Below are 15,224 nucleotides of genomic sequence, written 5' to 3'. Positions count from 1 at the left end.
CTCAAATCCGGTAGCCGCCCCGAGGAATGGTCTCGATGACGGGCGGGTTGCCGAGCTTGGGCCGCAGGCGGTTGATCGTCGCCTTGACGGTGGTGGTGAACGGGTCCGTCGCCTCGTCCCACACCCGCTCCAGGAGTTCCTCGGCCGACACGACCCGGCCCTGGGCGGCGAGCAGGTACTCCAGGACCGCGAACTCCTTGGGGGTGAGCGGCAGTCGCTCCCCGGCGCGCGACGCGACCCGCTGCGCCGGGTCGAGTCTCAGGTCGCCCCGGACGAGGACCGGGGGCAGCGCGGGCTGCGAGCGCCGGGCGAGCGCCCGGATGCGGGCGACCAGTTCGGCGTACGCGAACGGCTTGGGCAGGTAGTCGTCCGCGCCGAGGCTGAAGCCCTCCACGCGGTGGGCGATGGTGCCGGACGCGGTCAGCATCAGCACCCGGGCCTGCAAGGGCTGTTCGGCGAGCTTCCGGCACACCTCGTCGCCGTGCACGCCGGGCAGGTCGCGGTCGAGCACGACCACGTCGTAGTCGGTCACGGAGGTGCGCTCCAGGGCGTCGAGGCCGTCGTGTACGACGTCGACCGCCATCCCCTCCCGGCGCAGCACCCGCGCCACGGACTGCGCCAGTTCGGCGTGGTCCTCGACCACCAAGACCCTCATCGTCCACCCCTCGCCGGGCGCGCCGCGGGCGGCGGGCAGGGGATCCGGGAACTGATCATGAAGTCCACGTTGCCCGATCCTGCGTCACGCACCGGTCACAGCGCCGCTCGCGGCCCCGGGCGAGACTCCGGCCCTTTCCGTCGCGGCCCTTTCCGTCTCGGCCCTTTCCTGTGTGCCGGTCACAGATCTTCGGACCGCGGTGTGACCACCCGCCGCGTAGAAACGACAACCGTGCACCTCCTCCGTCTATCCCACGTGCAGCCGGTCGCAGGCGTCACGCGTCGCGGGCCCTTCACGGCCGCCCGGTCCCGCCAGGGGGCTGAGCTTCGCCGCGAGGTCGGCGCGCCGCTGCACGTCGAGTTTGCGGTAGGCGCGGGTCAGATGCTGCTCGACGGTGCTGATCGTGATGCAGAGCTTGTCGGCGATCTGGCGGTTGGTGTGGCCGCGTACGGCGAGGGTGGCCACCCTCAGCTCGGCGTTGCTGAGTTCGTCGGGATGCCGCCGGCTCCCGGACGACCACGGCTGTTCGGCGGGGTGCGGCCCTCGGGCGTCGGCGGGCCGCGCCGGGGGCACGGGCATGCCGCACTCCTCGGCAAGGCGCTGGGCCTTGCGGGCCAGGGCGCGGGCCTGGCCGCTCTTGCCGAGTTCCCGCTGCGCCCGCGCCAGCTCGTCCGTGGCCCCGGCCAGTTCGAGCCGGTGCCCGCGGTCCCGCAGGATCTCGATGGCCTCGCCGAGCAGCGGCGGCCGGTGCCCGGCGCTCAAGGTGCTCGCGAGCACGCGCAGGGAGGCCGCGCGCGCCCAGCCGCTCCGCCGCCCCACCAGGGCCAGTTGCTCCTCGGCCAGCGCGCGGGCGCGGCCGGTGTCGCCGAGCGCCCGATGGGCCTCGGCGGCGTCCGTGCGCCAGGGCACGAGGGCGGGCAGGTCGAACTCCCAGCGCGTCATGAGGTCCCCGCAGGTGAGGAAGTCGTCGAGCGCGGCGTAGGGGCGCCCTGCGGCGAGGTAGTAGTGGCCGCGGGCCCGGAGGTAGAGCAGGCCGTCGGGGGTCTGGAACGCGGGGTCGGGGACGGGGACGCTCAGCTGGGCGGCCGCCTCGTCGAGCCGGCCCATGGCGGTCCTGGTGAACACGGACGTGGCGAGGGGCGAGGCGACGGCGACTCCCCAGCCGTCGGCGGGGACCAGGGTGAGCGCCGAGCGCGCCGACTCGTCGGCGGCGGCGAGCGCGCCCGTACGCAGTTCGATGCGGGCCTTGGCCGAGACGAGCAGCGCCTGCCACATGGGGGCGCGCCGCTCGGCGGCCTCCTTGCGGAGGGTCTCGCACCAGTAGGCGGCGGTGTCGAGGCGGTCGGCGAGGAGCAGCGAGTTCAGCGCGGTGAGGAGCGCGGTCAGGGTGCTGTCGTCGAGGCGGGTGCTCTGCAGGATCTGCTCGGCCCTGACGACCACCTCCTCGTCCGTCCCCGCGACTCGGCGCGCCCCGCGCGTCCCCTGCGTCCCTCGCGCCCCGTCGAGTACGGCTTTCATCAGGGTCGCCGCCCGCTGGTGGGGGCTGCGGGCCCGGCACGGGGCGTGCTCGGGGGCGGCGTGCTCCGGTGTCTCGTGTTGGGGGTCGTCGCCGAGGCAGGCGCGGGCGGAGGCGGGGAGTCCGGGATAGGCGTACGTCATCCAGCGGCGCGGGCAGTCGTGCCGGTGGGGCGTGCCGGGGCCCGGCTGCCCGAAGGGCTCGGTGCCGTGCTGTTCGGCGGCGCGCAGGACGTCGAGGGCCCGTTTCACCTGGCCGAACCAGAGGAGGTGACCGACGAGTTCGTCGGCGTCACGGGTGCCGAGGCGGCCGTCGAGCGCGGCCGTGAACAGTTCGGGCAGGTGCTGGGCGACGCTGGAGGGGTTGACCCGCCAGGCGGCCCGGGTGAGCGCGGCCCGGATCCCCAGGGCCTGGCGGGCGTCGGTGCGGGAGTCGCGGGCGACCCGCAGGCAGGCGAGGGCCAGGTCGACCTCGTCGTCGGCGAGGGCCCGCTCCGCGGCCTCGATGAGGGTGCGCAGCGCCCAGGGGGCGTCGACCGTGCCGGCCGCCATCAGGTGCCGGACGACGACGGTCGCGGCCGCGCCGTGGTCGTGCAGGACCTGGGCGAAGCGGGCCTCCAGGCGGGAGCGGTCCGCGGGGTCCATGCTTCTGAGGACCGCGGCGCGTCCGGCGTCGTGGCGGAACCACCCTGCGTCGAGCAGCCCCGCGCCGTTCAGCGCGCGCAGGCTGCGGTGCAGGGACTCGCGGCTGCCGCCGAGGACCTCCACCAGTTCGGCGAGGGACACGTCGGGGCCCGCCACGGCAAGCGCCCACGCGGTGCGCCGCGTCGCGAGGTCGCTGCGGTACAGGGCGGTGGCGACGGCCTGCACGAAGGCCTCGCCGGGCACCAGGTCGGCGCCGGGGCCGCGGGTGGCGTCAGCGGTGCCGGGTCCGTCGGCGGCGCCCGAGGCGCGGTGGTCCTCGATCAGCGCCCGGGTCAGCAGCGGACTGCCGCCGCCCATCTGGTGGAGCTGGGTGACGAGCTTGCGCGTCCGCCACCCCGGTTCACCGCATCCCGAGATCATTTCGGCCACTCCTTGCCGCTGGAGCGGGCGGAGCCTGATATTGCGGCATCCGGAGAGGCGCAGTAAATCGATGCGCAGTCGCGTATTACCGGCCAGGAAGCCGCTGTTCTCCCCCAGGACGACCAGAATGCGACTGACGTCGAGTCGGCGAGCCAGGTAGAGGAGGCATTCAAGGGACTGCCTGTCGGCGTGGTGCACATCGTCGATGCCGAGCACCACTGTGCTTTCCCTGGCCTTTCCGAGGACAATCCCGCAGAGTTCGGGGATCTCGTTCATCGCCACGTCGGGCAGCTCGCCCTGCCCTCGTGGCTGCGCGGCGTCCGCGACAAGGCCGAAAAGGCGGGCCGCGCGCCGGGAATCCGCGCCGAGAAGCCCGGCGCCGAGCAGGAGTTGCCCCATGACGCCAAGGGGCAGGTCGCTCTCCGCCTCCGACGCCGTGGCCTGCAAGTACAGCGCGCCGGCGGCGGTCGCGCGATCGCCGAAGGCGCGCAGGAGCGCGGTTTTCCCGCTGGCCACCGGGCCGCTTACCAGAAGGACTCCGCCATGCCCGACCGCGCATGAGTCGAGCATGCTCTCCATGATCGAGAATTCGTCACCACGTTCCACCAAGTTCATGAGCCGACTTCTCCCCCGTGCCTGACGGCTGACCCTTGACCGGTCGGGCGGCCAGCTGGATCAATTCCCCTGACTTGACCTGCCGCCCGTGCGACGACTCTGCCATATATGAAAATCAACCACCAGCGCTATTTGACTCGATGCCGCCCTATTACCGTCGCGAATGCGCCACGCCGCAAACAATCGGACGTCCACACTCCATATGCGGCAGAAACTCTCGCACATATGCCTGATGAGTGAAATCAACAGTTTTCCAGAACGCGGTTGCGATTCCAGGGAATGGACGGCGGTGACGGGTGGGGCGCCAGCGACACGAGCGCCGGGGAACGATTGGCCCGATCGGCGTGGCCCGGTCGTCGGCCACGTGACTGGTTCGCGGACCCGGGCCCGCTGCCCGACCGGGCGCGCGACGGCGCCCGGTCAGCTGTCGAAGGTGTCCGGATCGCTGTCGGAGAGGGGGTTCTCGGACAGATAGGGGTCGTCGGGCACCGGGCCTCCGGTGTCGGGCTGCTCCTGCGGTACGTCGGTGGTGCCGTCCGGCAGGGACGGGGTGTCCGGCGAACGCCGCTCCGGGGAGGGGCAGCCGGGCGGGAGCGGCGACGAGAGCTCCTCGGGGGAGCCCGTCAGCTCGGAGGGGCTGGGGCAGTCGGCCGAGGTGGTGCCGGGGTCGTCGGGGGCGATCTCCTCGTCCGACTGGTCCTGGCCGGGGCCCCGGCTCCGGTCGGAGTCCTCGTCGGGATCGCTGGGGCCGGGGGTGTCCCCCTCATCCGTGGACTCGTCGGGGTCGAGGGACTTGTCCGGGTCGAGCGAGCTGTCCGGGTCGGTGGGCGTCGGGGTCGGCGGCACCGGCGGCTTGGTCGGCCGGTCCTGACGGCCGTGCTCGTCGCCGACCTTCCGCTCGATCCAGGTGTTGTCGACGATGTTCACGAGGGTGATGTTGATGATCGGCTGCGGCGCGGGCGTCACCACGATCACGCGCGCCGGCTGATATCCGCTCCAGGGGCGGCCGTTGTGCCGGGGCGTGCCCTTGAAGGCGACCGGCGGCTTCAGCGGGTTCCCGCACGCGCACCGCACCCGCGGCAGTCCCCGCTCGTCGACCAGGACGGCCGTGCCCGCCTGGAGGACGGACTGGTAGCCCGTCGCGGAACCGCCGCGGAAGCCGTGGTTGGTCACGCGGGTGTCGGCCCGCAGCACGACGGGCGTCAGGCCGCGCAGATAGCCGGGGATCGCCGCCTGGTCGATGCCGGACACCTGGGCGAAGGCCCGCGCCTTGGCCTGGTCGGCGGTGAGGAACCGCACCTGCTTGTCGACGTCGCAGCTGCCGACGGAGCGGGTGCCGCCGTACAGACCCGGCGTGCCGCCCGAGAGGGACCGGGTGCCCTGCGGGGTGGCGGACCCGGTGGGCGGGGGTTGCGGCGAACGGGTGACGGGCGGCGGGCTCGCGGCGGCCTTCGCGGTGGAGTCGGTGAACGGGTCGGGGCCCTGCGCGGCGACGGGCTGCATGAACAGTTCGCGACCGCCGTCGGCGGCGTTCTTGTCGCCGTCGCCCGAGCAGCCCGCGACCGCGAGGGCCGCGGATATCGCGAAGGTCGTCGCGTAGGTCCTGGTGGATGCGCGCACGGGTTCTCCCGCCGTTGCCGGGTGATGTGCCCCGCTTCGTCCGCGGGGTTTCCGTCATTGTCTGCGGGGCCTCGGGGCGCCTCGCAAGCCGAAGCGGCTCACCCAGCGTCACAATGGTGGCGTGGAGTGGTTCACGGCGGACGCGTACGACATGGGCCGGCTGATCTTCCAGAAGGGCCTGGCCGCGCTCTATCTGGTGGCGTTCCTGGGCGCAGCCCTCCAGTTCCGGGCGCTGATCGGGGAGCGCGGGATGCTGCCGGTGCCGAGGTATGTGGAGCGCGTGCCGTTCCGGCGGGCGCCGAGCCTGTTCCATGTCCATTACTCGGACCGGTTCTTCGCGCTCTGCGCGTGGGCGGGCTGCGCGGTGGCGGTGGCGCTGCTCGCGGGCGCCGACAGTCTGCTTCCGCTGTGGGGCGCGATGGTGCTGTGGCTGATCCCCTGGGCGCTCTACCTCTCCGTCGTGAACGTGGGACAGACCTGGTACGGCTTCGGGTGGGAGTCACTGCTCTTGGAGGTCGGCTTCCTCGCCGTCTTCCTCGGCAACGACGAGGTCGCGCCGCCCGTCCTGATCCTCTTCCTGCTGCGCTGGGTGCTCTTCCGCGTGGAGTTCGGCGCGGGTTTGATCAAGATGCGCGGCGACGCGTGCTGGCGCGAACTCACCTGCCTGTACTTCCATCACGAGACGCAGCCGATGCCGGGCCCGCTGAGCTGGTTCTTCCACCACCTGCCCAAGCCCGTGCACCGGATGGAGGTCGCGGCCAACCATGTCACCCAACTCGCCGTGCCCTTCCTGCTGTTCACTCCCCAACCGGTGGCGTCGGGCGCGGCCTGCCTGATGATCGTGACCCAGCTGTGGCTCGTCCTGTCCGGCAACTTCGCCTGGCTGAACTGGATCACGATCGTGGTCGCGGTGTCCGCTGTCGACCTCTCCCCCTGGCACACGCCGCCGCGGTTCGCGCCCGCCCCGCTCTGGTACGAGATCGTGGTCATCGCCGTCACCGCGCTGCTGTTGGCGCTCAGTTACCGCCCGGTGCGCAATCTGCTGTCCCGTCGGCAGGTCATGAACCGCTCGTTCGACCCGCTGCACCTCGTCAACGCGTACGGCGCGTTCGGCAGCGTCAGCCGGGTGCGCCAGGAGGTCGTCGTGGAGGGCACGGCGGACCCGCGCCCGCGCGAGGACTCCGCGTGGCTCCCCTACGAGTTCAAGGGCAAGCCCGGCGATCCGCACCGCTGGCCACGCCAGTTCGCCCCGTACCACCTGCGCCTTGACTGGATGATGTGGTTCGCCGCGCTCTCCCCCGCCTATGCGCGGTCGTGGTTCGGCCCGATGGTGGAGCGCCTGCTGGACGGCGACCGCGACACGCTGCGCCTGCTGCGCCGCTCGCCGTTCCCGCCGGAGTCCCCGCCGACGTACATCCGCGCCCGGCTGTACCGCTACGAGTACACGAGTCGGCGCGAGTTGCGGGAGACGGGAGCCTGTTGGAAGCGCACCTACGTCCGCGAGTTCCTGGCACCGACACGGCTCGCCACGCCCGCTCAGAGGCCGTAGACGCGGCGCGCCGTGCCACCGAAGACCTCTTGGCGCTCGCGGGTGTCCAGTTCGTACGTCAACAGCCGCGCCGCGTCCAGGACTTCACCGTACGTCGCCGCGAGGGTGCAGACGGGCCAGTCGGAGCCGAACATCAGCCGCTCGGGCCCGAAGGCGTTCAGGACGGTGTCCGCGTAGGGCCGCAGATCGTCCACCGTCCACGTCCTGTGGTCGGCTTCGGTGACCATGCCGGACAGTTTGCACACGGTGTTGGGGCGGGCGGCGAGCGCGCGGACCGCCGAGGCCCAGGGTTCGAGGATCTTCTGGGAGATGGGTGGCTTGCCCAGGTGGTCGAGTACGAAGGTGAGTTCGGGGACGCGGGCTGCCGCTTCGGCGCAGGCGGGGAGCTGGGAGGGCCGCACGACGAGGTCGTAGACGAGTCCGGCGTCCGCGACGGCGGCCAGTCCGCTGCGGACGTCGGGGCGCAGCAGCCACCCGGGGTCGGCCTCGCCCTGCACCTGGTGGCGGATGCCCACCAGGTGTCGGCCGCCGGGGAGTTCGCGGAGGGCGGCGAGGGTGTCGGCCACGTCCGGGCGGGTCAGGTCGGTCCAGCCGACGACTCCCGCGACGAGGTCGCTGTCGGCCGCGAGGGCGAGCAGCTCCGGGGTCTCCCGCGGGACCGTCACCGTCTGGACGAGGACCGTGGCGCCGATGCCCGCCGCGCGGGCCTGGGGCGCGAGGTCGGCCAGGGAGAAGTTCCTGCGGATCGGCGCGAGGGCGTCACCGGTGATCCACTCCTGGTCGCGGACGGCGAGGTCCCACACGTGGTGGTGGGCGTCGACCGGAGGCACGGCCGGGCGGGGGCCGCTCACGGCAGCTCCCATACGACGGGCAGCCCCGCCCCGGCGCCTTCGGCGGAGTAGTCGTGGACGACGTCGAGGAGTTCGGCCATGCGGGCCTGCCAGGCGATGTTCACCGGCAGCTTCTCCAGGGCGGCGAGCATGCGCGCGTAGTCCTCGCACTCCACGACGTGGAAGAGGTCGGTGCGGCTGCGCCAGATGGTCCACGAGGTGGCGCCCGCCGCGCGGATCGCGGCGGTGAGTTCGGCGGGGACCTCGCGGTGGGCGGCGGCGTACTCCTCGACGCGGTCGGCGCGGACCTTGGTGTGCAGGGCGATCCTCATGTGCGGTCCTCTCCCGGGACGGGTGCGTCGGCCGCGAGCAGCCCCGCCTCGCGTGCCTCCCGCCAGAAGTCGGCGGGCACATCGGCGGTGAACTGCGCTGCCGCGTCGGCGACTTGGTCCGGTGACCGGAATCCGACGAGCACGCTGGCGACGGCAGGGTGGCCGAAGGGGAAGGCGAGCGCGGCGGCCCGCAGCGTGGTGCCGTGCCGTTCGGCGAGGGAGCGCAAGGCGCGGGCGCGGGCGAGGAGTTCGGGCGGCGCCTCGGTGTAGTCGAACCGCGCGCCGGGCTTCGGGTCGGCGAGGAGCCCGGAGTTGAAGACGCCGCCGATGACGACCGACGTGCCCCGCTCGTGAGCGGCGGGGAGCAGTTCGGCGAGGGCCCGGTGGTCGAGGAGGGTGTAGCGGCCCGCGCAGAGCACGGCGTCGACATCCGTGTCGCGCACGAAGCGGGTCAGCATCTCCGCCTGGTTCATGCCCGCGCCTATCGCGCCGACGACGCCTTCGGAGCGCAGCTTCTCCAGGGCCGGATAGCCCTCGCGGAAGGCCTCTTCACCGTGGTCGTCGGGGTCGTGCAGGAAGACGGCGTCGACGCGGTCCGTGCCGAGGCGCCTGAGGCTGGACTCGATCGAGCGGCGCACGCCGTCCGCGCTGAAGTCCCAGACCCGCCGGTGTGTCGCGGGCACCGCGAAGCCGCCGTCGGCGAGGTCGTCGCCGTGCGCCTCGGCGACCGGTTCGAGGAGCCGCCCGACCTTCGTGGAGATGACGTACGAGGAGCGCTTCCGGGTCCGCAGCGCCTCGCCCAGTCGGCGCTCGGAGAGGCCGAGGCCGTAGTGCGGGGCGGTGTCGAAGTAGCGGATGCCCGCCTCCCAGGCGTCGTCGAGGGCGGCGGCGGCCTGTTCGTCGGTGATCGGCGCGTAGAGGTTGCCGATGCCGGCGGCGCCGAAGGACAGTTCGGTCACCTCGACGCCGCCGCGTCCGAGCGGGCGCCGCGCCAGGGCGTTCACCGGGTCACCGGCCGCAGGCGCAGGCCCTGCATGCCGCCGTCGACGGCGAGCGCGGTGCCGGTGGTGGCGCCGGAGAGGGGGCTCGCCAAGTAGGCGATGGCGCCCGCGACTTCGGCGGCCTCGACGAGGCGGCCGGTGGGCTGGCGGGCCCGGAGCGCCGCCCGCTCGGCCGCCGGGTCGGGGGCGGCGTCCAGGAGGCGGCCGACCCATGGGGTGTCGACGGTGCCGGGGTTGACGCAGTTGACCCGTATCCCTTCGCGTACGTGGTCGGCGGCCATGGCGAGGGTGAGGGAGAGGACCGCGCCCTTCGACGCCGAGTACAGGGCGCGCTGCGGCAGGCCCGCGGTCGCGGCGATGGAGCAGGTGTTGACGATCGCAGCCTTCGCCGAGGCGCGCAGGTGGGGCAGGGCGGCGCGGGTGGTGCGGACGACGCCGAGGACGTTGACGTCCAGGACGGTGTGCCACTGGGCGTCGTCGTTGTCCTCGACGGTGCCCTGGGCGCCGATGCCCGCGTTGTTGACGAGGATGTCGAGCCCTCCGAGGTCGGCCGTGGCCGAGGCGACCGCTTCCCGCACGGAGGTGTCGTCGGCGAGGTCGGCGGCGTACGCGCGCAGCGGCTCGCGCACGCCGGACGGGTCGAGGTCGAGGACGGCGACGTCGGCGCCGCGCGCGGCGAGGAGGTCGGCGGTGGCGCGGCCGATACCGGACGCCCCGCCGGTGACCAGCGCCTTGAGCCCCTGGAAGTCGGTCATGCGGCTGCTCCCTTGTCCGATGCGAGGGTGCCCGGCGCGAGGTGGTCCGACGCGAGGTCGGCGGCCCAGAACGTGCCGCCCGGATAGGTGAACTCGGCGACGGACTCGGCCCGCATCGTCGCCGAGAAACCCGGCGCGGTCGGTGCGGTGTAGTGGCCCCCTCGCATCACCACCGGGTCGGTGAAGTGCTCGTGGAGGTGGTCGACGTACTCGATGACGCGGTTCTCGGTGGTGCCCGAGAGCGCCACGTAGTCGAACATCGACAGGTGCTGGACCAGCTCGCACAGGCCGACGCCGCCCGCGTGCGGGCAGACGGGGACGCCGAACTTGGCGGCGAGGAGGAGGATCGCGAGGTTCTCGTTGACGCCGCCGACGCGCGCCGCGTCGATCTGGACGATGTCGATGGCGCCCGCCTGGAGGAGCTGCTTGAAGACGACGCGGTTCTGGACGTGCTCGCCGGTGGCGACCTTGACCGGGGTGACGGCCTCGCGGATCACGGCGTGGCCGAGGACGTCGTCGGGGCTGGTGGGCTCCTCCACCCAGTAGGGGTCGAACTCGGCGAGGGCGCGTGTCCACTCCACCGCCTCGTCGACGTTCCAGCGCTGGTTGGCGTCGATCGCCATGCGGATGCCGGGGCCGATCGCGTCGCGGGCGGTGCGGCAGCGGCGGACGTCGTCGGCGAGGTCCGCGCCGACCTTCAGTTTGATCTGGGTGAAGCCGTCGGTGACGGCCTGGCGGGCGAGGCGGGTCAGCTTCTCGTCGCTGTAGCCGAGCCAGCCGGGCGAGGTGGTGTAGCCGGGGAAGCCGCGCTCACGGAGGGCGGCCTCGCGCGCGGCCGCGCCCTCGCGCCCGGCCCGCAGCAGGGCGAGGGCCTCCTCGGGGTCGAGGGCGTCGGCGATGTAGCGGAAGTCGACCTGGGAGACGAGCCATTGGGGTGTGGCGTCGGCGAGGAGCTGCCACAGCGGCTTGCGCGCGCGCTTGGCGGCGAGGTCCCAGACGGCGTTGACGACCGCGCCGATCGCCATGTGCATCACGCCCTTCTCCGGTCCGAGCCAGCGCAGCTGGCTGTCGCCGATCAGGTCGCGGTTGACGGTGCCGGGGTCGGCGCAGAGCCGGTCGAGGTCGCGGCCGATCACGTGGTGGCGCAGTGAGCGGATCGCGGCGACCTGCACGTCGTTGCCGCGGCCGATGGTGAAGGTGAAGCCGTGCCCCTCGATGCCGTCGCCCGCGTCGGTGCGCAGCACCACGTAGGCGGCGGAGTAGTCGGGGTCGGGGTTCATCGCGTCGGACCCGTCCAGTTCCCGGGAGGTCGGGAACCGTATGTCGTAGGTGTCGACCGCGGTGATGCGGGCGGGAGTCGGGGACACGGGAGGCCTTTCCGGACGGGTGGGCGGGAAGCGGCGGACCGGTACGGGGTCAGTCCTGGGCGCGGCCGGTCGTGACGCGCGCGATCATCAGGGCGACCAGGATGATTCCGCCGTAGATGGCCTGGATCCAGAAGGACGGCACCTGGGCGAGGGTGAGCAGGTTCTGCACGACGCCGAGCAGCAGTACGCCGGTGAGGGCGCCGAACATGGTGCCCTTGCCGCCGTCGAGGCTGATGCCTCCGATGACGGCCGCGGCGAACACCGTGAAGATCATGTTCTGACCCTGGTTGGCGTTGATGGCGCCGACGTATCCGGTCTGCATGAGCCCGCCGACCGCGGCGAGGACCCCGGCGACGACGAAGACGCCGAGCATGACGCGCTCGACGCGGATACCGGCGGCGCGGGCCGCGTCCGGGTTGCCGCCGATCGCGTAGAGCGCGCGCCCCACCCGGTGGTACTTGAGGACGAATCCCGTGACCCCGAAGGCGCCCGCCGCGAGCCACACCGACAGGGGGATGGTCAGGAAGGTGGAGGTGGCGAGGGTGTAGAAGGCCTCGGGCATGCCGAAGAGCGTCTTGCCCTCGGTGGCGCCGACGAGCAGGCCGCGCAGCACGATCAGCATGGCGAGCGTCACGATGAACGCGTTGAGCTTGAGCTTCACCACGAGTACGCCGTTGAACGCGCCGATCGCCGCGCCCACGAGCAGGATCGCGAGCAGCCCGAGCGCGGCGGGCATGTCCGTGCCGAACCCCGACTCGGCGGCGGGCAGTACGAGGAGCGCGCCGATGGCGGGCGCGATGCCGACGACCGACTCCAGGGAGAGGTCGAACTTGCCGGTGATCAGGACGAGCGATTCGGCGAGGACGACCATGGCGAGGCCGGCGGAGGCGCCGAGGACGGAGATGAGGTTGCGCTGGGTGAGGAAGGAGTCGTTGAGCAGTGCGCCGAGCAGCGTGAGCAGGAGGAGGGCGGGGACCAGGGCGAGTTCGCGTGCGCGGCGCAGGGCGATGCGGGTCGCTGCGCGGCTCTCGGTGGGTTCCCTCCGCGAGAGGGGGGCTGTCTCCTCGGCCGACTGGGTCCTGAGGTCAGCCACGGTTGTCTCCTTCTGGTGCGGGTGTGGTGTGGCTGGGCGCGCGGTTCCTCGCGTCCCTTGCGGGGCCCCTCCGGCCTACGCCTTCGATTGAGGCGATCAGGGTGCGGTCGGGCCAGCCCGCCTCGTGTTCCGCGACCACGCGGCCGTGGAAGAGGACCAGGACGCGGTCGCAGCGGCGCAGGTCGTCCAGTTCGTCGGAGACCATGAGGACCGCCGTGCCGGCCTCACGGGCGCGGTCGACGTGGGCCAGCAGGGACTCCTTGGACTTCACGTCGACGCCCGCGGTGGGGTTGATCAGGACGAGCAGGCGCGGGTCCGAGGCGAGGGCGCGGGCCATAACGACCTTCTGGGCGTTTCCGCCGGAGAGGTCGGAGACGGGCTGGTCGGGGCCGTCGGCGTGGATGTCGAGGCGGTCGATGAGGTCGGCGGCGAAGCGGCGCCTGGTGTCGGTGCCGATGAAGCCGTGTCGGCCGAGCCTGTCGAGGACGCTCATCGTGGCGTTGTCGCCGAGGGACATGGCGGGGACGAGGCCCTGGCCGTGCCGGTCGCGGGGGACGCAGCCGACCCCGGCGCGCAGGGCGGCCCGGACGTCGCCGAACGGCAGGGGGCCACCGTCCACGCGGGCGGTTCCCGCCGTCGGTGTGTGCAGTCCCGCGAAGCTCTCCGCGAGGTTGACCTTGCCGCTGCCGCTGGATCCCGCGAGGCCGACGACCTCGCCCTCGCGGACGGTCAGGTCGATGTCGGCGTACGAGGTACTGGTGAGGCCGCGCGCTTCCAGCACGACCGGCGCGTCGGCGGGGACCTGGGTACGGGTGACGGCCTGCTCGGCCTCGGTCTGCTCGGCGATGACCTCGCCCGCCATGGCCTCGACCAGTGCGGCGCGCGGCAGTTCGGTGACGGGTGCGCTGGTGATCCAGCGGGCGTCGCGGAGCACGGTGACGGTCTGGCACACCTCGTACACCTCCTGGAGGTGGTGCGAGATGAACAGGAAGGTGACGCCGGACTCCTGGAGCGCGCGCATGCGGGTGAAGAGGCGTTCGATCTCGCGGTTGTCGAGCTGCGCGGTCGGTTCGTCGAGGACGATGAAGCGGGCGCCGAAGCTCAACGCCCGAGCGATCTCCACCATTTGGCGGTCCTCGACGAGCAGGTCGGCGGTGCGGGCGTCGGGGTCGACGTGTACGTCCCAGGTGTCGAGCACGTCGGCGGCGTCGGCGCGCAGCTTGCGCCAGCTGATGAAGCCGCCGCGGCCCGTGGGCTGCCGGTTGACGAAGAGGTTCTCGGCGACGGTCAACTCCGGTATGGCCGTGGGCTTCTGGTAGACGCAGGCCACCTTCCGGCGCCAGGCGTCGCGGTCGGTGAGCGGGGGCGCGGGCTCGCCGTCGAAGAGGACGGTGCCCGCGTCCGGCGCCTGGAGGCCGGTGAGGACGGTGACGAGGGTGGACTTGCCCGCGCCGTTGCGGCCGACGAGGGCGTGGGACTCACCGGGCAGGACGGTCAGACGGCCGTCCCGCAGCGCGACGGTGGGCCCGTACCGCTTGGCTATGCCCGAGGCCTCGACGAGCGGGAGCGCGGCCCGCCCACCGGCGGGGGGCTTGGTCATCGGCGTACTCATCCGACCGTGTTGCCCCACAGCTCGGCGTCGCCGACGTTCTCCTTCGTGACCAGGGGCGCGGGCAGCTGGTCCTCCAGGTTGCCGCTGGGCAGCCTCACGATCTCGGAGCCGTGGTCGGTCGGGCCCGGCTTGAACTTCTTCCCGTTCATCGCGGCCTTGATGTAGTGCATGCCGTACTTGGCGTAGGCGTCGGCGGGCTGCGAGACGGTCGCGTCGATCCGGCCCTCGCGGATGGCGTCGAACTCCTGCGGGATGCCGTCGTTCGAGACGACGGTGATGTGCCCCTTCTCCCCCGCCTTCTTCAGCATCCCCTTGGATTTGAGGGTCTGGAGGGTCGGCGCGAGATAGACGCCGCCCGCCTGTAGATAGATGCCCTTGATGTCGGGGTGGGAGCTGAGCAGCGTGTCGAGCTTGGCGGCGGCGGTGTCGGACTCCCACTTGGCGGGGATCTCCAGGACCTTCAGCTTCGGGTGCTTCTCCCGCACGCAGTCGCGGAAGGCCTTGGAGCGCTCGCGGCCGTTGACGGAGGCCAGGTCGCCCATGATCTGCACGACCTTGCCGGTCCTGACCCGCTCGCCGAGGTAGTCGCAGGCCTTCTCGCCGTACGCGGTGTTGTCGGCCCGCACCACCATCGCCACCCTGCCCTTCTCGGGCGCGACGTCGACGGCGACCACGGGCACGCCCTTGCGCTCGGCCTGGTCGAGCCCGGCGGAGATGGCGGCACTGTCGAGGGGCGCCACGACGAGGCCCCTCACGCCCTGGTTGAGCTGGTTGTTGATGTCGGTGATCTGCTGCGAGGGGTCGCTGTTGGAGTTGACGGTCTTCATCGCGTCGACGTCCTCGGACTTCGCCATCTTCGGCACGTAGTCGTTGTACGACTGCCAGAACGGGGAGGTCAGCAGGGGCAGGATCACCCCGACCCTGCCCTCGCCGCCGCCTTCGCCACCGGGCGAGGCGGTGTCCTTCGTGCTTCCGCACGCGGCGAGCGCGAGGGAGACGCAGGAGACCGCCGCGGCGGCACGTGCCCTCCGCGAACGGCCTTTCCTGATGGGCCTGTTGCGTACTGTCCTGCCGTTCCTGCCGTTTCTGCCGTTCCTGCCGACCATCTGACGGCTCCTCGTCGAGCGGATTCCAGCACCTGGTGACGCGAATATTTATCAGACCACTTGGCGACCGCAACACCCTTCGGCGCCAACTTTTCCCGTTTTCGGGGCG

12 protein-coding genes are annotated in these 15,224 nt (G+C 72.2%); 1 reads left to right on the top strand and 11 read right to left on the bottom strand.

Translation table 11 applies throughout. The features are described from left to right. Position 1: 1 nt before the first annotated feature. The 3 genes from DMA15_RS34160 to DMA15_RS34150 all read right to left on the bottom strand — a co-directional run bounded on the left by DMA15_RS34160 (position 2) and on the right by DMA15_RS34150 (position 5,470). Complete coding sequence (locus DMA15_RS34160; RefSeq protein ID WP_125516528.1) at positions 2-655, bottom strand: response regulator transcription factor; 654 nt, start codon at positions 653-655, stop codon at positions 2-4. A gap of 246 nt (positions 656-901) precedes the next feature. Beyond that, complete coding sequence (locus DMA15_RS34155; protein WP_125516527.1) at positions 902-3,850, bottom strand: LuxR family transcriptional regulator; 2,949 nt, start codon at positions 3,848-3,850, stop codon at positions 902-904. 420 nt (positions 3,851-4,270) lie between these two features. Next, positions 4,271-5,470, bottom strand: a complete 1,200-nt coding sequence (locus DMA15_RS34150) for a DUF6777 domain-containing protein (RefSeq protein WP_125516526.1) — start codon at positions 5,468-5,470, stop codon at positions 4,271-4,273. 121 nt (positions 5,471-5,591) lie between these two features. Between DMA15_RS34150 and DMA15_RS34145 the strand changes: the two genes are divergently transcribed. Then, positions 5,592-7,019: a lipase maturation factor family protein gene (locus DMA15_RS34145; RefSeq protein ID WP_125516525.1), complete on the top strand. Its 1,428-nt coding sequence runs from the start codon at positions 5,592-5,594 to the stop codon at positions 7,017-7,019. Here the strand turns inward: DMA15_RS34145 and DMA15_RS34140 are convergent. The 8 genes from DMA15_RS34140 to DMA15_RS34105 form a co-directional block, all read right to left on the bottom strand. After that, positions 7,007-7,882 carry an amidohydrolase family protein gene (locus DMA15_RS34140; protein ID WP_125516524.1) on the bottom strand — a complete coding sequence of 292 codons (876 nt, stop codon included), beginning with the start codon at positions 7,880-7,882 and terminating at the stop codon, positions 7,007-7,009. The genes DMA15_RS34145 and DMA15_RS34140 overlap by 13 nt on opposite strands. Further along, entirely contained in the window at positions 7,867-8,181 is a 315-nt protein-coding gene (locus DMA15_RS34135; RefSeq protein WP_125516523.1) for an L-rhamnose mutarotase, read from the bottom strand. The genes DMA15_RS34140 and DMA15_RS34135 overlap by 16 nt, the downstream gene beginning before the upstream one ends. Continuing rightward, a complete protein-coding gene (locus tag DMA15_RS34130; protein WP_125516522.1) occupies positions 8,178-9,185 on the bottom strand; it encodes an aldo/keto reductase in 1,008 nt (335 codons plus the stop codon). Before DMA15_RS34130 ends, DMA15_RS34135 begins: the two co-directional genes overlap by 4 nt. After that, on the bottom strand, positions 9,182-9,937 hold the full coding sequence (locus tag DMA15_RS34125) for an SDR family oxidoreductase (RefSeq protein WP_125516521.1): 756 nt from the start codon (positions 9,935-9,937) through the stop codon (positions 9,182-9,184). The genes DMA15_RS34130 and DMA15_RS34125 overlap by 4 nt, the downstream gene beginning before the upstream one ends. Beyond that, on the bottom strand, positions 9,934-11,304 hold the full coding sequence (locus tag DMA15_RS34120) for an L-fuconate dehydratase (protein ID WP_125516520.1): 1,371 nt from the start codon (positions 11,302-11,304) through the stop codon (positions 9,934-9,936). Before DMA15_RS34120 ends, DMA15_RS34125 begins: the two co-directional genes overlap by 4 nt. 49 nt (positions 11,305-11,353) lie before the next feature. Next, positions 11,354-12,313 carry an ABC transporter permease gene (locus DMA15_RS34115; RefSeq protein ID WP_240660325.1) on the bottom strand — a complete coding sequence of 320 codons (960 nt, stop codon included), beginning with the start codon at positions 12,311-12,313 and terminating at the stop codon, positions 11,354-11,356. A 76-nt stretch (positions 12,314-12,389) separates the two neighbouring features. Beyond that, the gene (locus tag DMA15_RS34110; RefSeq protein ID WP_125516518.1) at positions 12,390-13,997 is read right to left on the bottom strand and encodes a sugar ABC transporter ATP-binding protein; all 1,608 of its coding nucleotides are present in this window, start codon (positions 13,995-13,997) and stop codon (positions 12,390-12,392) included. 8 nt (positions 13,998-14,005) lie between these two features. Next, positions 14,006-15,115 carry a sugar ABC transporter substrate-binding protein gene (locus tag DMA15_RS34105; RefSeq protein WP_125516517.1) on the bottom strand — a complete coding sequence of 370 codons (1,110 nt, stop codon included), beginning with the start codon at positions 15,113-15,115 and terminating at the stop codon, positions 14,006-14,008. Between the last annotated feature and the right edge of the window lie 109 nt (positions 15,116-15,224).

Source organism: Streptomyces sp. WAC 01529, from assembly GCF_003945545.1.
GTDB lineage: Bacteria > Actinomycetota > Actinomycetes > Streptomycetales > Streptomycetaceae > Streptomyces > Streptomyces anatolicus.
The sequence above is the reverse complement of the archived record's forward strand: the minus strand, read 5'-3'. Positions and strand labels throughout refer to the sequence as shown.

Excerpts from the sequence above, each read along its gene's own strand:
- DMA15_RS34125 (WP_125516521.1), bottom strand. The coding sequence starts at position 9,937 with ATGACCGACTTCCAGGGGCTCAAGGCGCTGGTCACCGGCGGGGCGTCC.
- DMA15_RS34140 (WP_125516524.1), bottom strand. The coding sequence starts at position 7,882 with ATGGGAGCTGCCGTGAGCGGCCCCCGCCCGGCCGTGCCTCCGGTCGAC.
- DMA15_RS34160 (WP_125516528.1), bottom strand. The coding sequence starts at position 655 with ATGAGGGTCTTGGTGGTCGAGGACCACGCCGAACTGGCGCAGTCCGTG.
- DMA15_RS34135 (WP_125516523.1), bottom strand. The coding sequence starts at position 8,181 with ATGAGGATCGCCCTGCACACCAAGGTCCGCGCCGACCGCGTCGAGGAG.
- DMA15_RS34155 (WP_125516527.1), bottom strand. The coding sequence starts at position 3,850 with ATGAACTTGGTGGAACGTGGTGACGAATTCTCGATCATGGAGAGCATG.
- DMA15_RS34105 (WP_125516517.1), bottom strand. The coding sequence starts at position 15,115 with ATGGTCGGCAGGAACGGCAGAAACGGCAGGAACGGCAGGACAGTACGC.
- DMA15_RS34110 (WP_125516518.1), bottom strand. The coding sequence starts at position 13,997 with ATGACCAAGCCCCCCGCCGGTGGGCGGGCCGCGCTCCCGCTCGTCGAG.